This is a genomic window from Pantoea sp. EKM103V (assembly GCF_011800365.1).
Classification (GTDB): domain Bacteria; phylum Pseudomonadota; class Gammaproteobacteria; order Enterobacterales; family Enterobacteriaceae; genus Pantoea; species Pantoea anthophila.
The window spans coordinates 137,757-157,178 of sequence record NZ_JAALFQ010000011.1 but is presented as its reverse complement, the minus strand read 5'-3'; the positions used below and the strand labels follow the sequence as shown (position 1 = coordinate 157,178).

At 52.7% G+C, this 19,422-nt stretch carries 19 protein-coding genes and 1 pseudogene; 11 read left to right on the top strand and 9 right to left on the bottom strand.

Annotated features, from left to right (window positions below; translation table 11 throughout):
• Positions 1-445: 445 nt before the first annotated feature.
• A complete protein-coding gene (locus tag HFD97_RS18855; protein WP_167432307.1) occupies positions 446-1,483 on the top strand; it encodes a tyrosine-type recombinase/integrase in 1,038 nt (345 codons plus the stop codon).
• A gap of 228 nt (positions 1,484-1,711) precedes the next feature.
• Here HFD97_RS18855 and feoB read toward each other — a convergent pair whose 3' ends face one another.
• The 3 genes and pseudogenes from feoB to HFD97_RS18840 all read right to left on the bottom strand — a co-directional run bounded on the left by feoB (position 1,712) and on the right by HFD97_RS18840 (position 5,021).
• The gene (feoB, locus tag HFD97_RS18850) at positions 1,712-4,036 is read right to left on the bottom strand and encodes a Fe(2+) transporter permease subunit FeoB (protein ID WP_167432308.1); all 2,325 of its coding nucleotides are present in this window, start codon (positions 4,034-4,036) and stop codon (positions 1,712-1,714) included.
• A complete protein-coding gene (locus HFD97_RS18845; RefSeq protein WP_058958133.1) occupies positions 4,036-4,260 on the bottom strand; it encodes a FeoA domain-containing protein in 225 nt (74 codons plus the stop codon). The genes feoB and HFD97_RS18845 overlap by 1 nt, the downstream gene beginning before the upstream one ends.
• Positions 4,261-4,428: 168 nt before the next feature.
• Positions 4,429-5,021 (bottom strand): annotated as a pseudogene (locus HFD97_RS18840) (Rpn family recombination-promoting nuclease/putative transposase).
• Between the two features lie 354 nt (positions 5,022-5,375).
• Between HFD97_RS18840 and HFD97_RS18835 the strand changes: the two are divergent.
• From HFD97_RS18835 to HFD97_RS18825, 3 genes are all read left to right on the top strand, one after another.
• Positions 5,376-5,657, top strand: a complete 282-nt coding sequence (locus HFD97_RS18835) for a hypothetical protein (RefSeq protein WP_140029903.1) — start codon at positions 5,376-5,378, stop codon at positions 5,655-5,657.
• A gap of 913 nt (positions 5,658-6,570) precedes the next feature.
• Positions 6,571-6,807, top strand: a complete 237-nt coding sequence (locus tag HFD97_RS18830; protein ID WP_167432309.1) for a YgdI/YgdR family lipoprotein — start codon at positions 6,571-6,573, stop codon at positions 6,805-6,807.
• 353 nt (positions 6,808-7,160) lie between these two features.
• Positions 7,161-7,466 carry a hypothetical protein gene (locus HFD97_RS18825; RefSeq protein ID WP_058958130.1) on the top strand — a complete coding sequence of 102 codons (306 nt, stop codon included), beginning with the start codon at positions 7,161-7,163 and terminating at the stop codon, positions 7,464-7,466.
• A 66-nt stretch (positions 7,467-7,532) separates the two neighbouring features.
• Here the strand turns inward: HFD97_RS18825 and HFD97_RS18820 are convergent, their stop codons facing one another.
• The gene (locus HFD97_RS18820) at positions 7,533-7,709 is read right to left on the bottom strand and encodes a DUF2256 domain-containing protein (RefSeq protein WP_072215522.1); all 177 of its coding nucleotides are present in this window, start codon (positions 7,707-7,709) and stop codon (positions 7,533-7,535) included.
• Between the two features lie 1,216 nt (positions 7,710-8,925).
• Between HFD97_RS18820 and HFD97_RS18815 the strand changes: the two genes are divergently transcribed.
• Positions 8,926-9,327: an H-NS family nucleoid-associated regulatory protein gene (locus tag HFD97_RS18815; protein WP_009093130.1), complete on the top strand. Its 402-nt coding sequence runs from the start codon at positions 8,926-8,928 to the stop codon at positions 9,325-9,327.
• 153 nt (positions 9,328-9,480) lie between these two features.
• Here the strand turns inward: HFD97_RS18815 and HFD97_RS18810 are convergent, their stop codons facing one another.
• Positions 9,481-11,037, bottom strand: coding sequence for a sensor domain-containing diguanylate cyclase (locus tag HFD97_RS18810; RefSeq protein WP_167432310.1), 1,557 nt, complete (start codon positions 11,035-11,037; stop codon positions 9,481-9,483).
• Positions 11,038-11,312: 275 nt separating this feature from the next.
• Here HFD97_RS18810 and HFD97_RS18805 point away from each other — a divergent pair, with 275 nt between their 5' ends.
• Together HFD97_RS18805 and HFD97_RS18800 are read left to right on the top strand one after the other, a co-directional pair.
• Positions 11,313-11,714, top strand: coding sequence for an H-NS family nucleoid-associated regulatory protein (locus HFD97_RS18805; RefSeq protein WP_140029906.1), 402 nt, complete (start codon positions 11,313-11,315; stop codon positions 11,712-11,714).
• A 576-nt stretch (positions 11,715-12,290) separates the two neighbouring features.
• Positions 12,291-12,746, top strand: coding sequence for a DUF2268 domain-containing putative Zn-dependent protease (locus HFD97_RS18800; protein WP_244319825.1), 456 nt, complete (start codon positions 12,291-12,293; stop codon positions 12,744-12,746).
• A 52-nt stretch (positions 12,747-12,798) separates the two neighbouring features.
• Here the strand turns inward: HFD97_RS18800 and HFD97_RS18795 are convergent, their stop codons facing one another.
• The 3 genes from HFD97_RS18795 to HFD97_RS18785 all read right to left on the bottom strand — a co-directional run bounded on the left by HFD97_RS18795 (position 12,799) and on the right by HFD97_RS18785 (position 16,539).
• Positions 12,799-13,815, bottom strand: coding sequence for an NAD(P)-dependent alcohol dehydrogenase (locus HFD97_RS18795; protein ID WP_009093125.1), 1,017 nt, complete (start codon positions 13,813-13,815; stop codon positions 12,799-12,801).
• Positions 13,816-13,919: 104 nt separating this feature from the next.
• A complete protein-coding gene (locus HFD97_RS18790; protein WP_167432311.1) occupies positions 13,920-15,893 on the bottom strand; it encodes a methyl-accepting chemotaxis protein in 1,974 nt (657 codons plus the stop codon).
• 349 nt (positions 15,894-16,242) lie between these two features.
• On the bottom strand, positions 16,243-16,539 hold the full coding sequence (locus HFD97_RS18785) for a hypothetical protein (RefSeq protein WP_167432312.1): 297 nt from the start codon (positions 16,537-16,539) through the stop codon (positions 16,243-16,245).
• Positions 16,540-16,737: 198 nt separating this feature from the next.
• Here HFD97_RS18785 and HFD97_RS18780 point away from each other — a divergent pair, with 198 nt between their 5' ends.
• The 3 genes from HFD97_RS18780 to yajD all read left to right on the top strand — a co-directional run bounded on the left by HFD97_RS18780 (position 16,738) and on the right by yajD (position 17,821).
• A complete protein-coding gene (locus tag HFD97_RS18780; RefSeq protein ID WP_009093122.1) occupies positions 16,738-16,914 on the top strand; it encodes a general stress protein in 177 nt (58 codons plus the stop codon).
• A 215-nt stretch (positions 16,915-17,129) separates the two neighbouring features.
• Positions 17,130-17,297: a hypothetical protein gene (locus HFD97_RS18775; RefSeq protein ID WP_162836542.1), complete on the top strand. Its 168-nt coding sequence runs from the start codon at positions 17,130-17,132 to the stop codon at positions 17,295-17,297.
• A gap of 176 nt (positions 17,298-17,473) precedes the next feature.
• Positions 17,474-17,821 (top strand): HNH nuclease YajD, encoded by a 348-nt coding sequence (gene yajD / locus HFD97_RS18770; protein ID WP_009093119.1) that lies wholly within the window; start codon positions 17,474-17,476, stop codon positions 17,819-17,821.
• A 56-nt stretch (positions 17,822-17,877) separates the two neighbouring features.
• Here the strand turns inward: yajD and HFD97_RS18765 are convergent, their stop codons facing one another.
• Positions 17,878-18,600: a 2-phosphosulfolactate phosphatase gene (locus HFD97_RS18765; RefSeq protein ID WP_167432313.1), complete on the bottom strand. Its 723-nt coding sequence runs from the start codon at positions 18,598-18,600 to the stop codon at positions 17,878-17,880.
• Positions 18,601-18,789: 189 nt separating this feature from the next.
• On the opposite strand from HFD97_RS18765, the gene HFD97_RS18760 reads away from it, so the two are divergent.
• Positions 18,790-19,128 carry a cupin domain-containing protein gene (locus HFD97_RS18760; RefSeq protein WP_167432314.1) on the top strand — a complete coding sequence of 113 codons (339 nt, stop codon included), beginning with the start codon at positions 18,790-18,792 and terminating at the stop codon, positions 19,126-19,128.
• Positions 19,129-19,422: the final 294 nt, after the last annotated feature.

The window sequence follows — 19,422 nt, the reverse complement described above, 5'->3', positions numbered from 1 at the left end:
AATATAGCGTCGCAGTTTTTTAATCAGCGCCAGATGGCTAATTACTTCACGACCGGACATTGACGGATCTCAGTTAAACATAAACCATCAGCTTCGCTGCCTTCCCGCTTAAATTCGGATAATCCTGTAGCGTGATGTCTGACCTTCATTCCTGATCCTCTTTCCTGTCACTTTCCATCCGGTGTCGGTATCTTCGCGAACGTTAGCGGATGCCTTGCGGCCGTCGTTGCCTCCTGATGAAAAAGTGGCTCATCTGGCTGGCTTCGTATAATTATTCTTATACGAAGCCATGACAGTATGGATGCGCCGGGTTATGATGACAGACAGTCAAAACCACTTTATAAAATGGCAGCGCTACGCAAATTCTGGCCGGTTGACCCCCTGCTTTTTTCTCAGAATTCACGTAGCGCGATCAACGCCGTTTTCGGTCAATCAGTGAGCAAAAATGACAGAGTTAGTGCCGTTAACTGAACTGCAGATGAACCGGAGCGGGGATATCGCTGAACGCCTCAGACAATTTGTGCAGGACAAAGAGGCCTTTTCGCCTAACACGTGGCGACAGCTTCTGAGCGTGATGCGGATCTGCAATCAGTGGTCGGAAGAAAATCAGCGCAGCTTCCTGCCGATGAGCGCTGACGATTTGCGCGACTATCTTACTTTCCTGGCTGAAAGCGGGCGGGCTTCCTCCACCGTTACATCACATGCGGCTCTGATTTCGATGTTACACCGTAACGCAGATCTGCCCGTGCCCAACACCTCGCCGCAGGTTTTTCGTGCGATGAAGAAGATCAACCGGGTGGCGGTGATGAGTGGCGAGCGGGCGGGACAGGCTGTGCCCTTCAGGCTGAGCGATCTGCTGGCGCTGGACAGGCAGTGGTCAGGTGCTGACAGCCTCCAGGCGCGCCGCGATCTGGCCTTTCTGCACGTCGCATACGCAACGCTGCTGCGTATCAGTGAACTGTCGCGGTTACGGGTGCGTGATGTGATGCGTGCCGGTGATGGACGTATCATTCTGGACGTGGCCTGGACCAAAACCGTCGTACAGACCGGTGGATTAATTAAAGCCCTCAGTACGCGTTCCACCCAGCGGCTGGAGGAGTGGCTGGAGGCATCCGGGCTTTCCGGCCAGCCCGATGCCTATCTGTTTACCGCTGTCCACCGCTCGGGGCGTTCCCTCCCAGCCGAAAAACCTATGAGCACCCGGGCTCTGGAGCAGATTTTCGAACGCGCCTGGCGCTGCGCCGGAAAAACCGGAGGCGTGAAGGCCAATAAAAATCGTTATACCGGCTGGAGTGGTCACAGCGCAAGGGTTGGCGCAGCACAGGATATGGCAGACAAAGGCTACCCCATAGCCAGAATCATGCAGGAAGGCACCTGGAAAAAGCCGGAGACGCTGATGCGCTATATTCGTCATGTCGAAGCCCATAAAGGGGCCATGGTGGAGTTTATGGAACAGCATGCTGACGGCGCATTGCCTGATTAACGCTGACATAAAAGCGCGCTCAGCGTCTTCGGCGGATGAAGTTATCCACAGAAAAAGTGGACAGCCTGTGAGTAAACCGGTACGGGACAACACTTTTCGGGCTTTATTCCTGAACCATCTCACTGATTAACAGGCGGTTTCGCCGTTTCCTGACGCGTCGCCGCCATTGTATTCAGATCTCCGGCCTTGCCCCTGGTCATTAACTGACGCTATCACCGGGTGATCGGGTCAGGCATATCCGCCCTGCTTATCACAATTGCCGTGGCAGCCCTGACAACGCCCTCTCTCCTCCCTGAACATGATGGGGATGTTCTGCACACGGTTCCCTGCTTTGCGCAGTGCCAGCAGGATGATGACATTCAGCACCACGACACATAAGATGCAGATCGCGCTGAATGCGGGATGACGGGCAAACGTGACCGCCTGATAAAAGAGCGTCGCCGTGGTGTAGGCGATGTTCAGTCCCCAGAAAAAGGAGAACATCATCCATTTTTTGCCTGCTTCGCGTGCAATCGCTCCCATGACGGAGACACAGGGAACGTAGAGCAGGACGAAAATCAGGTAGCTATAGGCGGCAAACCCGCTGCCAAATTTATCTGACATTACACTCATCGGGCCGGAGGCCATCTCACCATCACCTTTACTGGCTTCAATGGGATGCGCCAGTGCATCGATCCTGAACGCAGCCTTTAAGCCAGTCCTGGTTTCAGTCAGCGCCTCTTTTAACTCACCTCCCAGGTCAAAAGCCTGCGGATCGAACGGGCTGCTCTGAATCGCCTCGGTGGTGTAAAGACTGTTGAGTGTGCCCACCACCACCTCTTTCGCCATAATGCCACTCACCAGTCCCACGGTTGCCTGCCAGTTATCCTGTGTGACACCTATCGGTAGCAGCGCCGGCGTAATCGCTTTACTGGTCGCAGCCAGTGCGGAGTGGTTAATGTCATTCACCAGCTGGCCATTGAATGCAAAACTGCTCAGTACGCCAATCAGCATGCTCACCAGGATGATGACCTGCCCGGCCCGCACCACAAACATTTTCAGCCGTTGCCACGTCTGCAGCAGCAGACTTTTGAGATGGGGCCGGTGATAGACCGGCAGCTCCATGATAAACGGTGAGGCTTCACCTCCCAGCAGGGTATGCTTGAGTATCAGTCCGGTCACGACCGCGACGACAATACCCAGCAGATAGAGGGAAAAAACCAGACTGGAGCTGTGCGCATGAAAAAACGCCGCAGCGAAAACCGCAAAGATCGCCAGCCGCGCACCGCACGACATAAAGGGTGCAATCAGCACGGTCAGCAGACGCTCACGCGGCGTGTCCAGCGCGCGTGTCCCCATCACTGACGGCACGTTACAGCCAAAGCCGACAATCAATGGCACAAATGATTTGCCCGGCAGGCCCAGTGACTGCATCAACCGATCCATCACAAAGGCGGCGCGAGCCATATAGCCCGAGTCTTCCAGAAAAGCGAGGAACAGGAACATCAGGCCAATCTGCGGAATAATCGGCAGCACGGTGTTGATGCCAGCCCCGATCCCCTGCGCCAGAAACACCGTCAGCCAGGCCGGGAAGTGACAGACCGCACCCAGCCATTGTGCACCATGAATGAATATCGCCACCGAACTGCTGTCGAATAGCGGCTGCAAGGCGGCGCCGATATTGATAGAGAGCACGAACATCACATACATCACCGCCAGAAAAATCGGAATGCCCAGCCAGCGGTTCAGCACAACCTGATCAATCCGGCTGGTCAGATTCGCGGGCGCAACCTGATCGCTATGCATGACGGCCGCACAGATTGCATTAATGGCGCGATAACGATAGTCGGCAATCTGTACGCCCGCCTCTTCACCCGCCTGCTGCCTGATTTCAGGTAAGTGGGCTTCTAGTTCCGGACAAAGCTTCAGACTGTTGATATCCCCCTCCAGCAACTGTAAGGCCAGCCAGCGGCGTTTCTGTGGCGCTGTTGTGGCGGACATCTGCTGACATAGCTGCCCGATGGCCGATTCAATCGCTGCCGGGTAGCACACCTGCTCCGGTGCGCGATAAACCTGCGGTTCATCGATTAACGCTTTAAGCTGTGCAATGCCGTCACCCCGGGTTGAGGTCAGTGAAACGACCGGACAGCCCAGGCGGGCCGACAGCGCCCCGGTATCGATAGTGATATTCTGGCTGGCAGCGATATCCTGCATATTGAGGGCAATAATGCAGGGTAGCCCGAGTTCCAGCAGCTGAAGCGTCAGGAACAGATTGCTTTCAAGACGGGAGGCATCCACGACGTTGATTACGACATCGGCATGTTCCTGATAAAGGTACTGGCAGGCGATGCTCTCATCGATGGAGCTTTCAGCGGACAGCGTTGTCAGCGAGCGGGTTCCCGGTAAATCGACGAGCCGGACATCTGACTGAGCGGTGAAAAACTGTCCCTCTTTACGCTCGACTGTGACGCCCGCCCAGTTCCCCACCCGCTGACGGGCGCCGGTGAGCTGATTAAACAGCGTTGTTTTGCCGGTGTTAGGATTACCAATCAGCCCGATGGTTATCTTTTTCATCAGACGATTTCCTCCAGAATAATTGCGTCCAGGTCACCCTGCCGCACCGCCAGAGTGACACGACGGGTTGAGATCTGTACCGGGTCACCCAGGGGGGCGACACGAATAATTTCAATCACTGCGCCCGGCAGCATGCCCATCGTCAGTAATTTCTGACGCCAGGTGGAATTGACCGAGGGCTGATAGCCCACTATCCGGTAGGAGCAGCCTGTGTTAATTGCCATACCCTGTTCTGCCTCTGAGTAAGAAGCACTTATTCTACAAATGATAAGCGTTTCGATTTTTGATCTGACGTCGGACAGGCAGGGGAAAATGGCCGTCAGGGTCAACGGCAGTTCAACAGGCTGTTAAGAGGGATAATTCAGCGGGATCAACGGGAGGATGAGGCGAACTCAGTGGCGGATTTTTGACAGTTCCTCGTCGGTCAGGCCGGTCATCTTCATGACGGTATCGCGGTCGAGGCCATTCTGCAGCATCGTCCGCGCAATTTTCAGGGTTGCGTCGCGTTCACCTTCAGAATGGCCCTTCTCTCTGCCAATCTGAATCCCTTTCTCAATGCCTTTTTGCTCAAGTTGTTGTGCGATGGTCATGAGTGCGTCTCCGTGTTGCGGCACACGCTGTGCCAGTTCGCGAACAAAGGATTGGGCGTCGGATGTTTCGCCTCCAGATGACGCTGCATGGCCGCCACCGCATAGCGCATCAGACGGAAGGCCATATGTTTGTCGGACGTAGACTGATGCTCAATCAGAACATGAATGTAACCGTCGCCAGCGCGTGTTTTAAGGCTGTAAAGCACGTCGCTGAAATATTGCCGAAGGTCATCCTCGACAAACGAACCGGATTCCAGCGTGAGTGTGCTGAGATCGCATATTTCACGAAGCTCTGCCGGAAGATGGTTTTCCATAAAATCACGGGCAACATCTGGCTGGGTCAGAAATTGACGGAACATAGCGTCATGAGGTGTAGGGGTATAGTTTGTCTTCATCTGCCCTGACTCCGAAATAGGGACATGTTCACTACCACAGGCGCATGAGCAACGATGCAGAGTTACAACAGGCGTTATTTAAACACAGGGCACAAGGCTCAACGCGTCATGCTCTTATTACTCACGTTCTGTTCACCTTTTTAACCTGCAATAAACCTGGTTCCCTTTTTTAAAGGGGTATTGTGTGCCTGCAAAAATGTCAATCGAAGCAGTTCGATTAGCTATTCTCTTTGAAAAAAATTAATCGTTATTCTGGCCTGATAATCTGCTGGACCAGCAGCGTGAAAAAAGACTTTTTGATAAAATGACGCCGCAATACCTATTTAATGTATCTTAAATGTAAAGGAAGTTAATATGCGCTTATTAAATATATCAGAAGCGAAAAGCGTCAGCGGTGCTGATATCGGCTACGCAGAGTTACTTGGGATGTGGAATGACGCTGGCCTGAATTCAGATTGCTGCTTCAATTATAATCGTGCCGCTAAAAGTATTAATGCTATCGGTCTGGCCAGCGCGACTGAATACAAAAGCTGGAACAACTCGTCTATGGGCGAAGCCGGATGGATGCTCAACGAGGCGGGCGAGAAAGTGACCTGGTTCAATAACGGTCTTTTTATTGCTTTTCAGGTCAGTTGATTCGGCCTGCGCAATAGGCGAATCTTTGCATTATCTGACCGCCTGATACCGGAAAAGGTTTCTGATACCTCAGGAGCCTTTTATTTAAGTTAAGCAGTGGGTTAACTGATCTGCCGCGATATCTGATCTGACATCCACCGTGGGTTTAGTTACATCATACATATGCTACAGAAACAGCTGTTACGGCCCTCCGGGCCGTGCGGGGCGGCTTGTCAAAGGGCACTCGGAGTTTCAGAACAGCTCGATGATAATTGCCAGAGAGGGGCAGCGGGGCACAGGCTCGCTCGGATAATACTGACAGCTCTTATTGGTTGTTGTAACTAATATAAAGATTGATGACAAATAATCTGCTCTTTCTTTTCCGCCTGCACATTATGGCGCAGACTGTCGTAGCTTCCATTATCCGGTATAAGTGCCAGGATGCTGTTATGGATGCTATATCCTGCTCTCTGAATTGTCTTTCAAAACGTAATTCCTCGCGGGCTGTTAAGCAAGTAACATCATTCAATTCGTCCTGATCCGGCAAACACCCTCCCCTGGCGTCGGCTATAACGCCTTAATGACTCAGCGATTTATGTAAAGAAGATCCACTCAGATGAGTGGCAAATGTAGGGTTAATTTGAAATCCAATAGTAACCTGTAATTACATTGAGGCTTTATCCCGATGCGACATCTATGGATACCGCCAAAGATAAGCGTGTGTACTCTTCGGCGTCATTGTTCTGCCAGAAGTTAAAGCGGCTTTTAGTGGCTGGATAAGGCTGCCGTTAAGAGAGGGAGCTCAGCTTGTTATAAATGATCCAGATCAATTTAATTCACGTAAATTTTTAGAACGCCCTACCGTTATCACGTCGTTTAAGAATGCGAAAACATAATACGGCATCGTCTTAAACAGGAATATACGGGAACGGTTATGAAATCCTCTGCCTTTATCCACAAAAGTGCCATTATCCTTGCCATGATGCTCTCAGCCATGTCACTGGCTGCCTGCTCCGGGAGTTACATCATCTCAACCACGGATGGGCACATGATTACCACCAAAGGCAAGCCGGCTAAAGACAAAGAGACCGGCATGATTGCCTATAAAGATACAGATGGAAATATGCATCAGCTCCAGCAGCATGATGTTAAGGAAATTGTACAAAAATAGGCCTTTTCTGCACTGAGCAGAGTTACCTCATCCTCTGACTTCGCGGAAAACAGATTCGATGGAATGTCGTTTGAGCGGTCCTGGCTTAGCACTGTGTGCCTCTTCCTCTGCAATGGCGACAGGCCTCAACGCAGAACAGGGTAAACACTTCACTACCCTTGAGGCAGAGACGGGCCACTCCTCCAGCGGTATCTATCCGGACAGTCAGTGGATAAAAAGACGATAGATGACGTTGAGGTTGCTCAGACAGGAACGGGCTATAGCCTGGAGACTGGGCCAGTAATTATAGCCGCCGGCGTTAAAACCACGTATGTCGTTAGCGGTATGACTTTTTAATAATCGCTGAGAAACAGATGATGAAACCTTTCCTGTTACTTTTCTTCACTCTCTGTCTGACCGGATGCGTTCAGTACAAATGGGTTAAACCTGATGCCTCTGATCAGCAGGAGATGATGGCAGAAACCGCGTGTCAGGCTCAGGCGCTGCGTGAGTTGCCGCCTGATAACATTGTCAGTGGCAAATACACATCTCACGACGACAAGCATAAAACAACGGATACCGACTACTCCACCAGTGACGCGAACGAAAGTCAGCGCGAAATCCTGGTGAAAGATTGTATGTTCAGACAGGGCTGGCAACAGATTGAGGTTCAGCAGTGATGATCTGATGACAGGCGTGGCCGGGAGAACGCCTTCTGGCCCGTTCTGTTTCACCGTTATAACGTTTTACAGAGGATCGTTCTCTGCCTGATCCCTGCGCTGTGCATGCGCCGCGCGTCGGCAGCGTTCAGAACAATATTTCACTTCCTCCCAGCATCTTTCCCATTTTTTCCGCCAGCTCATCGGTTTTTTGCACATTTGACAGTAACGAACCGGTAATGACTTTTTATTCCCCTTAAACACGTTACTCCCCCGCCTAATCAATCCTGACGCTGCTGTTAACCCCTCTGTTCTCTGAGTGTAGCTCAACCCGACAGCGCAACGTTTTCCGGATCACCTGATCCATGATGCCATTTTCAGGCTCAGAACGGTCTCAGCTGTTTATAACCGTGTAAAATCTGACCATATTATCTGGCGAGACGGGCATATCAAAGCCTGAGCCGGTATCGACATCTGTACTCTGGCTGTTATATACAGCGTTAAACTGTACGCTTCTTAAAGGCAAATTAATTACATCAGGCAACCATCGGACTCTGTTAATGCCCGCCAAGGTTAGCGGATAGTCAGGGGCGCTATTTTGCAGGGTGTCATGCAACAGGCTGTCGATACCTGTGCGCTTTGCAATGTTTTTACGATGCTGATCATAAGATCCTCACCCACCTCAGACAGCAATGATGTGCCACGTTTAATGCATCCTGTGCAATAATACCGTCAGATAATATTACGCACGATGACATTAGCGCCCCCTGATGCACTTAGTTGTCCAGTCTGTGCCTGTACGCAGAGTAATTAGAACCGTAAATACTCTCTGAAGAACGGATTAGCGTCGCATGATTCCGCTTAAGTTATGTCCATCGGTTTAAGCACGTATTCGCGTAACGTATTAAAGCCAAACGGCACAACGTTTAGTAAACTATCCGCATCCTGATTATGTTAACAGCACCAGGCCACTCCAAATAAAAATCAATCAAATACAGTGTGTTAAAAATAATTCCGGGCTAACCAGTCGGCCTGGAATTAACCGCTCTGGCGTTATTTAATAAGGGTTTTCACAGCTTATCCCTTCCTGACAGGATAAGCATTCGCCGTTTATCTGACGCCCGGTGTAAATAATTTTATCTTTTTCTGCTCATGTACCTAATCTGAGAGCACACGGCTTCGCTTGAAAAATGGCGAACAAGTCTGGTAACAGACTGAATTATCCGATGAGGGCTGACAGGTTTTTTTTGACAGCGTACGTGAGAAAAGGGTAAAAATGCATAAATTTACTTTTGTTTAACGCTGATGCGCTAAATAGAGTTTCAACTCTCTCAGAAAGCGATTAATATGGCTGTGTTGAACTCCAGGTTCTGTATTTGATTCTTCGAAGGCAAGCATCCTAAAAAAGCAGGTCTGACGAAAAGCATCAGCGTGAACCCGCTCTGTATTTTATTATCTGAACATGACTATGGTGACTTTGATGAGTGACACTCTCAATAGCTTGAATAATATCCGTACCCTTCGCGCTAACGCTCGCGAACTTGATCTTGCTGCTTTAGAAGAAATGCTGGAAAAACTCTCCGTTGTCGTTAGCGAGCGTCGTGAAGAAGCGCAGGCTTCAGAAGCGGCTAATCGTGAAAAAGCAGAAAAACTGGCAAAATACCGCGAATTACTGCTGCAGGAAGGTATCGATCCTAACGAGCTGTTAAATGGTATGCAGACTGCGCCGACAGAGAAGAAAAAGCGTGCGCCCCGCCCTGCCAAATATCAGTACACCGATGAAAATGGCGAAGTTAAGCAGTGGACCGGTCAGGGCCGTACCCCTTCTGCGATTAAAGCTGCCATTGATGAAGGTAAATCGCTGGACGATTTCCTGATTTAATCCGGCAGGCGTTTATCAAAACCCGCCAGGCGTTGCCCGGCGGGTTTTCTGCATCCTGTTGTTTAGCGAAACGCGATGAAACTAACCCCGTCATGCATGTCTGTCATACCCTCCTGACATCACATTAGCTCCCTCAATGGCTGATCTTCCGCGTTACTGCTCTTCACCCATGACCTTGTTTCGCCCTGCCCGTTTTGCACGATACAGAGCCTCGTCCGCGCGCGCTATCAACGCCTGAGGCGCTGACGGAGAGTCAGCCGCCAGGCTTACAGCACAGCCAGCACTCAGCGTGACATGCTTTTGCGGCAGTTCAGAATTGAGGTGCGGAATATCAAGCTGATTAACGGCTTCGATGAGGGTTTCAGCGAGATGGAGCGCGGCTGACAGCGGCTGATCCGGCAGAATAATCGCAAACTCTTCTCCGCCGTAGCGTGCCGTGAGTTCGTTTTTGCGCCGCGTCTTCTCTGCCAGCACGGCAGCGACTTTTTTCAGACAGTCATCACCGGCCACATGGCCATAGGTATCGTTGTAACGTTTGAAATAGTCGATATCAAACAGAATCAGTGATACGGGCTCGCCGCTGAGCGCCGCCTTCTGCAGGCTCTGCATCAGCATTTGATCAAAATAGCGCCGGTTGGCGACGCCTGTCAGGCCATCACTGTGTGCCAGATTTTCCAGGGAGCGGTTAGCAGCAGTCAGCTCATCGCGCAGTCGGGTCAGCTCACGCTGATACCGCAGCGTATGCCGTGCCTGACGCAGTACAAAGTTACCCAGTAAGATGATAACGGCCAGCAGGATGAGGCTCAGTATCAGATCCTGTACCCAGCCTCTGAGCCAGTGCTGAAACAGGGCGCGTTTGTCATACCCGGCGGCAACCACCAGCGGATAGCGCTGCGATCGGACAAAACCAAAGATGCGCTGTTTACCATCCAGCGCGGCAGTCCACTGACCGCTGCCTTTGTCGGCATTCGCCAGCATCTGCAGGAAAAGCGGACTCACTGAGAGGTTTTTGCCGATGTAGCTATCCGGCATTGGCCGGGCGTAGAGCACCGTACTGTCTGCCAGCATCAGCACCAGGACATCCCCTTCACTGAGTTCGTAGTAGCTGTAAAAACGGCGGAAATAGTCCACCTTGATGGTAGCCAGTAAAACGCCGCGAAACCCGTTATAGGCATCATTAACGCGCAGCGTCACCGGAATCACCAGTTCATGTGTGGTGCGACTGCGCAATACCGGGCCAACATGCAGAGTGTTTCGCAGACTGGAGCGGTGATAAGCAAAATATTCGCGATCGGCGTTATTGATATCAGGCGGGATACGGTTCATGGAAGTTGCTATCCACTTACCGTGTGCATCATAGTAAAACAGGCCATGAAGCTGAGGCAGACGGCTCTGCAGCAGGCGCATTGTCTCGCTCAGCCCCCGGCCATCTACCCCGTTCGTCGCAATCTGCTTTTCGAGCTCGCGCTGTAATTCACGCAAAGAGAGTTCGGTCTGTAAAAACGTATCGTCCGCCTGGCGCGCCTGCGACAGCGACAGGTTGACCGCCGTATCTTCAACTTTCCTGACGGTGTTGTTCCAGTCTTCACGCAACGTCCAGAGATCGGATCCAATCACCAGGACAGCAAGCAATACGCCTGACAGCGTAATGCTTCTGAGAAGGGGGGAAATCCCTGACGCTGTCTCATCATTTTTACGGCGAAACTTCATGCCTGTCCTTAATAAAACCTGTTGACTGATTTAAGCACAGTTATCCCCCGGCAAAAATGTAAATCCCGCAATCCCCTTTCGATAGCGATAATCGCTATTTTATCAGCAGATTTCGCTTTTATATTACGTCGGGTCAACTCAGGGAACACACCCAAAACCGGAAAAGCAGTGCATAAATCTACAGAGAGACTTCAAATGGCATGCGGGTCAGTGTTACCCTTGCCCGCTGAAAAATTTGCACTTTATTGATTAACTTGAGTATTTGAGAATTTTGTATGAATAAGAACCTGAACAGCCTGAATAATATCCGCACGCTTCGCGCCGAGGCACGCCATCTGACTGTGGCCACGCTGGAAGAGTTACATCAGAAATTAGAGGCCGTGGTGAACGAGCGTCGCGAAGAGGAAAATGCGCGGGCAGCAGAGGCGCGTGAGAAGGCGGAGAAACTGGCCTTCTACCAGGAGCTGTTGCAGGAAGAAGGCATTGATCCGGCGGAGCTGGTCAACAGCACCCCGACCCCGGCTCCCGGTAAAAAGAAACGGGCGAAGCGTCCGGCGAAATACCGTTACAGCGATGATCAGGGCCAGGTTCACTTCTGGACAGGTCAGGGCCGGACGCCCAGCGTGATCAAAACAGCCATTGATAAGGGTCAGTCGCTGGATGATTTCCTGATCTGATCAGGGTGAACGTACTGCCGTTACGCTGGTTGCCCGCTGCAGCCGATCGCGGTATTCAGGCATGACCAGGCCCTGATCCTTACCCTGGTCATGCCCCATCCCGCCGCGTATGTTATTAAACACCGGTCAATCAAGAAACTGTGCCTGACTACCTTCCCCATAAGTCGGCACCACCATGCGCCAGCACGATGGCAATGTCATCGTGCTGGCGAGAATATCGGGACAGCAGTCGATACCTGATGCGATACCCGTCGATGTTTTCAGCCCCTCCTGTCAGTGATAAAAGGCATCGTTTTCAGATTCGACAGGATTAGGCCAGACTGCCTGATAGAGAAATGACTATCCCCCTGAAAGGAGTTCCCTGTGAACCATCTTTGGAAACTGCACTGGCTGGAGGCATCAGGTCAGGTCAGGCAGTACGAATCGGTTATCGTCAGGGCCGCTGAAACCGCCTTCCACCATCTCTCGTGCGTAACAGACGTTCCACTTCTGGATATATTAATTCAGTGTGTACCCGAGGCTGTGATACCTGAAACAGGTTTTGCAGGCAGGGCTTACAGTTCGACATTGTTCGGCATGGCCATTGATCCGGCAAACCCGAACCTGTCCCGGGAGCTGGAAAATGGCAGGCTGATGCGGCAGATCGTGCACGAGGTCCATCACTGTCTGCGCATGCGCGGGCCCGGTTATGGCTGGACGCTGGGGGAAGCATTAGTCAGCGAAGGCCTGGCCGGTCAGTTTGTCTGCTGGCTGCTGGAAACAGCGGCAGAACCCTGGGAGTGTGCCATCGAGCGCAGTGAATTACAGGCTAACCCGGTCCCCCTGACGACGCTGCAAAGCGCCCGGTACGACCATTCAGCCTGGTTCTTCGGCACCGGTGCATATCGTCGCTGGTATGGGTATACGCTGGGCTATCAGATGGTTGCCGCCTGGCATCGTCGTCATCGGGCATGTCCGACAGAAAAATGGTTCGGCGTCACAGCAGATGACGTCATTGCCGCGGCTCTGGAAGAGGGATTAGTCACACAGTGAAGATAAAAAAATGCCGCAGCAGGCTGCTGCGGCATGACTATTCAGGCTTCCATCAGAAATCGGCTTTCAGTACCACACGGTAATTGGCTTTACCGGCACGAACGTGGTCCAGCGCCTTATTGATGTCAGACATCGGGAAATACTCAACCTGAGGGGCAATGTCAGCCCGGGAAGCGAGGCGCAGCAGGGAACGCAGCTGGCCTGGCGAACCGGTGGACGACCCCGTCACCGCCTTGTCACCCATGATCAGTTCGAAAGCACTCACTTCAATCGGCTTCATCACAGCACCCACGGTGTGGAATTTGCCCTGAGGAGCCAGCGCAGCGAAATAGGGCTTCCAGTCGAGGTCGACAGCGACGGTGCTCAGGATCAGATCAAAACGACCCGCCTGTTTCTTCAGGGCTTCAGCGTCGCGGCTGTTAACCACTTCGTCAGCACCCATATCCAGGATTGACTGCTTCTTATCCGGCGTTGAACTGAAGGCCACAACTTCGGCGCCCATCGCGTGCAGGATCTTGATCGCAATGTGGCCCAGACCGCCGATACCAATCACGCCGACGCGGCTGGTGGCAGTAATGTTGCTCATCAGCAGCGGTTTAAAGACGGTAATCCCGCCACACAGCAGGGGACCCGCGGTCGCTGCATCCAGCTTCTCCGGCAGCGGGATCACCCACTGCCAGTCAGCGCGCAGCTTCTCGGCAAAACCACCTTTATTCATGATGGTCGGGATACTGCCCTGCTGGCAGTTAACCTGTTCGCCGTTGATACAGGCATCACAGTGCTGACAGCTTTTTGCCGTCCAGCCAATGCCCACTCGCTGACCGACAGAGAGTCCTTTGTTTTTAGCCGCATCACCCAGGGCAGAGACCCGGCCGATGACTTCGTGTCCGGCGATCACCGGAAACTGAGAGATGCCCCATTCGTTGTCGATCATCGACAGGTCTGAGTGGCAGACGCCACAATACTCGACCTCGACTTCAACTTCTTCGGCTGCCAGCTCGGCGGCATCGTACTCATAGAGTTCCAGGGCCTGGCCAGCCTGCATGGCTGCATAACTTTTGATTTTCATTTATACCTCTGCGTGGTTAATCACCGACAAGTGTAACAACTGCGGGCGCGGCTTGCCTGGCCGATGCGCTTATATCGCAATTTCTTACATTTTATCGAGATAAATCAGCCTTTAACCTGTGCGCCGGAGAGCGTCTGCAGCACCTTGAGCTGGGCTACTGCCTCCTGCATCGCGTCCATGCCCTGCGTGAGTTCACGCAGGCTGCCGAGGTGCTTCGCAATATCGGCGCGCTCATGTCGCGTCTGCTGATTCATGGCAGCCAGCGTGTCGGCTGCGCTGATGCTGCGCTCTGCCATCTGCGCGGCGGTCTGCGCTGAATCACTGGCCACCAGCCGGATACGTGAGATGGTGCTTACGGCCTCACTGATGTTACTCGCGGTCGCTTCAGCCTGCTCTTTCGACGAGTGCGCCAGCCGACGAACCTCGCCCGCCACCACGGCAAAGCCGCGTCCCGCCTCGCCTGCGCGCGCCGCTTCGACTGCCGCATTCAGGGCCAGAATATTGGTCTGGAAAGCAATGTTGCTGATGCCGTGCGTAATGTCGTTGATGCCGTTAGAAATTTTCTCCAGATCGTCCAGCCCCTCATCCAGCCGGCCCTGTGCCTGCTGACTTTCCGTCGCGATGTTACTGATGTTACGGATACTGCTCTCCGCCAGGCTCAGGGTTTCGCCCTGGCTCTGGGTCGCCAGTTCCAGAACCGGCAGCGCTTCCATCAGCGGAGTCAATGCCTGCTGATAGGTGATGACCCGATCAAGCACCCGCGTCTGGATGCTGTTCAGCGCTTCCCAGCGACGCAGACCGCGTTGCGCGTAATGCGCGGCATAACCGGCATACTCCACCGGGAACTGGCTCATGGCTTTCACATCGCGATTGAAGAAGACCAGCGCCGAAAGCGTCTGGTTGATCGGCACGCCCAGAATTTCGCCGAAGCTGGAAAAACCGGCAGCGGCAATCCCTTTAAAGAAATGGGCATTGTGCAGCTTGTCGGCATTGCCGACGCGGCGCAGGATACAGTCATTCATCAGAATCGCCGCCGGTTTACCATGCTGAGCGGTAAACGCCTGCCACTCCTGCTGCGTCGTCTGCTGGAAATCTTTTTCCTGCATCAGGAACAGCCGGTCGCCAAACTCCAGGTCGCAGAAAAACTGCACGCCGCTGGATTCGATTTTGGCAATGGAGCGGATAAAAAACTCATCCCCGACTTTAACGCCAAAGGTTAACCCTTTCAGCCGCTCGGCCAGTTGTGCTTCACTGCAGTTGAGGTGCTCACACAGCGCCGGAACAAAGGGCTGCTGTTGACCGTGACGGTTAAATACCGAGGTGACGGTACGCGCGACCGGGTCAGCTTCAGCAATCAGCCAGCTCTGATCGCGTGGCGTAAAGTTCTGGCTTTTAAACGGCGCAAAGGATTTTCCTGGCGCCATCTGGCAGAAAACGATCACCGCTTTGCCCTGCAGCACCTTGCCACCGACACCGATCCAGGTGCCATCAAAGGTAATCCGGCCGCCCGCTGAACCGCCAATGGCCAGGCAGGGAAAGCGGCCGCTGTTGTACCAGGCCTGCATCAGAAAACCTTCTGATGCGGAAAGCCCGTCACAGTAAATCATGGCGAAAGTACGGTCGGCAGAGAGCGGCATCCGCACCGGCAACCGCGCCAGCTCCTGCTGAATGGCGCTGATGCGCTGGCTGGCGGTCTGCGTATCGGCGACGTGAAGATCGACAATGTGCGTCTCATGACGGGCGATCAGCGTGTCCGGCAGCCAGAGATAGCTCCCTTCCGGACCATTCCCCTCACAGTAAGTGCTCTGTGGACGGCTGCTGCTCAGCGCGCCATTCGAGGAGAGTGTCAGCACCGTCAGATCGGCAGACGTAAAGCGTTGCCAGGCCTGACTGACGCGCCGGAAATCCGCCTCAGGCGGAACAAAGGTCATCAGGATCCCGCCCGCGCGTGCGCTCAGGCCGATGGAAGAGAGTGAATCAGGCATTGCACGGCAATCGTAAGTGCCATTTGCTGGCTGGCTGCTACGCCGGAGACGCGCAGCAGGCAGGCGACTTTTGATCGTCTTGATGATCGACATATTATTATTTTCGCTTTTATAAGATTAACTTACGCAAAAATTTTGCGTTTACTGGTGTGTAAAAGGAGGGCTAAATGCAGGTCCGTTCGCGTTCAGAACTCGGCGCTGAGTACCGGTTTCGTCAATGATCGGCGGGCTCAACGCCTATGGGTTATCGCCCGTAGTGGGAAAACCTTTAACGATTGCTGCAGGTGGTTTAATCAATGAATTTGTTACATTTTATTAGCATAATGTAACCCCGGACAGCGGCAGGCCAGGAAGATATAAAGCTGCGTGGGCTTCTCTTCCGCCGCATCCGGATAAATTACGTGGCCGCACGGTTTCAGGAACTGAGCGGCACACTTTCCCGCTACCCTTCGTTCTGCTCCTGCCAGTGTTCTTCGCACCGCGCCCGCGCTTCAGCGGGCAGATCGCGCAAATCTGGCAATGTATCGCCGGAGCCGTAGCCCATTGATCCTGTTGCCTCCTGCTGTTCATCCTGCGCAGCGAAAGTAAGTTTCTCTTCCAGGGCCTGCCATCTCTCGCCCTGCTGCCGGTAGATCACGGCATAAGTGGGCGTCTGGTCATCATCACCATAAATTTCATATTTCTGTTTCTGTCCACCGGAACCCAGCTCCAGCGTGTCGATTAAGGTGTCATTACGCATTGCGTTCTCCTTTTTCGTCAGGCTTTTAAGCGTAGTTCAACTGCCATGACCCTGCCGGGGCTAAAAATTCATTCATTACCCCTCCGCTTATCAAGGAATTCATCGTCAGCCTTTGCTTAAACGAAGCGGACGACTATCCTTCCTGCTGTGACTAGCTAGTCCTTTTTATCTCACGGAACACTGATAGGAGGTCTTTCTATGACACAACAGAAATACAGAGGTGGTGCCGGTAATTTTGCCAACGATCCAGAACGCGCGAGTGAAGCTGGCAGTGCAGGAGGCAAGGTCAGTGGGGGCAATTTCAAAAATGATCATGAAAAAGCCAGGGAAGCGGGTCGGAAAGGAGGCAAGATTAGTCGCCGTCCTTCTAAGTAGTTCTGAATAAAGCGCTTTAGGAATTTGTACGCCATGGAGTGGCATCTCTGCCGACAACGTCCGGTGTTCTCACTCCGACTTTTCGCTCTGTTTCCTTCTGAACGTCACTGATACAGGCTGGCAGAGGGAGGGGTAAGCACGCCTGTGATGAAGCACCGCGCAAAATAGTCAGTCCTGACTATCCTGAAATAAAGGATATTAATCAGGAGAGAACGATGAAATTTTTCTATTTCGTTTCGCTTATTGCCTCTGCACTCTATTTACTGGCCTTTCTGCCTAAACTCCGCACTCGCCGCGAACCCATTGCCTACTGGGGATGCTGGACTTATCTTGGTGCTAACGCCATTTTCTGGGCCGTTTATGGTGTTCTGCATTACATTTAGTGGAACGCCGTAAGCAAAGCGGGAAACAGCCATTTATTCCGGCTATGCGATTGAAATAAATGGCTGTTTTAACCCACTTCTTCACAACAGGAGAGGATGATCTCTTCTTCTGTCCGATTGTGGGATATATTGACAGCACTCTCGTGAACCTCTCTGCATAACAGGTACTTTCGGCAATGGCTTTAATCCCTAAAAACTATGCGCGGCTTGAAAGCGGCTACCGTGAAAAAGCACTCAAACTCTATCCCTGGGTGTGTGGTCGCTGTTCGCGCGAGTTTGTTTATTCAAACCTGCGTGAACTGACGGTTCACCATATTGACCATGACCACACCAACAATCCGGAAGATGGCAGTAACTGGGAACTGTTGTGTCTCTATTGTCATGACCATGAGCACTCGAAGTATACCGAGGCTGACCAGTACGGCACCCGCGTCGTGGCAGGCGAGGATGCACAAAAGGATGTCGGTGAAGCCACCTACAATCCTTTTGCTGACCTGAAATCGATGATGAATAAGAAGAAGTAACCTCTGCCCTTCCCGCCTGTCGGGTCGCTGAACGCGCACTGACAGGCTCAGATCCTTCACTGCCGGGCGGTATAAAAATCACCCTGCAACTGACACGCCTGTTGCCCGCTGTCCACCTCCAGACAGAGATCGACATCCTCACCAAACCCGCGCTGCTGAAGTTCCCGGGCTGAAGAGCACTCGCGAAGGGATAACGGATTCATCTGCTGCCAGGCAGCGACCGCCCCCTGCGCTTCCGGGGAACAGCGGTCACGTCCGATAGCGGCAATAATGCCGCCTGCGGCCAGATAGTCTTCGATCGCAGGGCGAAGCGTGCCGTCAGGCCACCGCTCGCCGCAGGGGATAACCAGGACGCGCCGGAAGTCACGACAGGCTCTGGCAGTGAGTGAGAGATTCCGGAAACAGCCGCTGAATACCGTCACGCCACTCTCCCGCGCCAGGAACGAAATCGCTGAACCATTGGGAGAGGGAAGCACCAGTTTTTCGCCCGCGGCCAGTTTTAGCATCGACGCCGGAGAGAGACTGAAACCGCCTGAACCACTCAGCCTGTCAGGGCTGGCTGCCCTTGCTCCAATGCTGTCTGCATACGTCAACGCAGAGGCATCTTTCCAGGGGTACGGATAAACCTGTGCGCCCTGGTCGACCGCCAGACTGACACAGGTGGAAAATGACATGACGTCAACGATGACAATACAGTCCACATCCTGAGCAACGTAACCGACGGCCGCGGGCCCCCACTCAAGACGGATGTCAGACTGCGCCTGATTACACCACTGCATCTCTTATCCTCCGTGGCAGCCTGCCACTCATCGCCAGCGATCATGCGCCAGATTGCCAACGGGCGCTCGTCAGTCAGAATATCAGGCTGCGCAGGAAGAAAACGATGGCTGAAATAAATGTTTGAGAATCACTTTCCTGGCCAGCTATAGTCAGCCAGAGAAGATGAGCGACGACGCCGGAGCAGAACGATGATTTCAAAAGAGAATGCGGAACATTATCAGTGGGATGACAGATGCGACGGCTGGTACCTGGTCAACCGCCAGGATATGTTAATCATTCATGAAAAAATGCCGCCCGGCACACGTGAGAAACGGCACTATCATGCGGCGTCCAGACAGTTTTTCTTTGTCCTTAGCGGAGTGCTGACGATGGAGCTTGACGGCACCGTGCAGGATATCAGCGCGCAACAGGGTATCGAAATCCCCCCGCAATCTGCACATCAGGCGCAGAATAACGGTGATGGCGCGGTCGAATTTCTGGTTATTTCGCATCCCACGACGCGCGGGGATCGTGAAGATATAGCCTGAGCAACCGCCTCTGTCATTACGGCAGGCGCGCAACACAAGAATACGCTGCCGTCATATTTACGCTGAACAGGCACGCTGCACCCTCTGTTGATATTGCCCTTCTGCGGCTGTGAATATTATTGCCGCTTTAATAGAGGTCAGGAAATTTATCGACACAACTTTCCCCATCAGAAACTAATTAATTTCCGGGTACTTTCCGCGCCATTCATTTTTATTAAAATACATAAAAACAGTCAGTTAAAAATTCAAAAGCGATATCAACCCTTACCAGGCTTAAATTACGCACGATATTCC

Excerpts from the sequence above, each read along its gene's own strand:
- HFD97_RS18855 (WP_167432307.1), top strand. The coding sequence starts at position 446 with ATGACAGAGTTAGTGCCGTTAACTGAACTGCAGATGAACCGGAGCGGG.
- feoB (WP_167432308.1), bottom strand. The coding sequence starts at position 4,036 with ATGAAAAAGATAACCATCGGGCTGATTGGTAATCCTAACACCGGCAAA.
- HFD97_RS18845 (WP_058958133.1), bottom strand. The coding sequence starts at position 4,260 with ATGGCAATTAACACAGGCTGCTCCTACCGGATAGTGGGCTATCAGCCC.
- HFD97_RS18835 (WP_140029903.1), top strand. The coding sequence starts at position 5,376 with ATGCGCTTATTAAATATATCAGAAGCGAAAAGCGTCAGCGGTGCTGAT.
- HFD97_RS18830 (WP_167432309.1), top strand. The coding sequence starts at position 6,571 with ATGAAATCCTCTGCCTTTATCCACAAAAGTGCCATTATCCTTGCCATG.
- HFD97_RS18825 (WP_058958130.1), top strand. The coding sequence starts at position 7,161 with ATGATGAAACCTTTCCTGTTACTTTTCTTCACTCTCTGTCTGACCGGA.
- HFD97_RS18815 (WP_009093130.1), top strand. The coding sequence starts at position 8,926 with ATGAGTGACACTCTCAATAGCTTGAATAATATCCGTACCCTTCGCGCT.
- HFD97_RS18810 (WP_167432310.1), bottom strand. The coding sequence starts at position 11,037 with ATGAAGTTTCGCCGTAAAAATGATGAGACAGCGTCAGGGATTTCCCCC.
- HFD97_RS18805 (WP_140029906.1), top strand. The coding sequence starts at position 11,313 with ATGAATAAGAACCTGAACAGCCTGAATAATATCCGCACGCTTCGCGCC.
- HFD97_RS18800 (WP_244319825.1), top strand. The coding sequence starts at position 12,291 with ATGGCCATTGATCCGGCAAACCCGAACCTGTCCCGGGAGCTGGAAAAT.
- HFD97_RS18795 (WP_009093125.1), bottom strand. The coding sequence starts at position 13,815 with ATGAAAATCAAAAGTTATGCAGCCATGCAGGCTGGCCAGGCCCTGGAA.
- HFD97_RS18790 (WP_167432311.1), bottom strand. The coding sequence starts at position 15,893 with ATGTCGATCATCAAGACGATCAAAAGTCGCCTGCCTGCTGCGCGTCTC.
- HFD97_RS18785 (WP_167432312.1), bottom strand. The coding sequence starts at position 16,539 with ATGCGTAATGACACCTTAATCGACACGCTGGAGCTGGGTTCCGGTGGA.
- HFD97_RS18780 (WP_009093122.1), top strand. The coding sequence starts at position 16,738 with ATGACACAACAGAAATACAGAGGTGGTGCCGGTAATTTTGCCAACGAT.
- HFD97_RS18775 (WP_162836542.1), top strand. The coding sequence starts at position 17,130 with ATGAAATTTTTCTATTTCGTTTCGCTTATTGCCTCTGCACTCTATTTA.
- yajD (WP_009093119.1), top strand. The coding sequence starts at position 17,474 with ATGGCTTTAATCCCTAAAAACTATGCGCGGCTTGAAAGCGGCTACCGT.
- HFD97_RS18765 (WP_167432313.1), bottom strand. The coding sequence starts at position 18,600 with ATGCAGTGGTGTAATCAGGCGCAGTCTGACATCCGTCTTGAGTGGGGG.
- HFD97_RS18760 (WP_167432314.1), top strand. The coding sequence starts at position 18,790 with ATGATTTCAAAAGAGAATGCGGAACATTATCAGTGGGATGACAGATGC.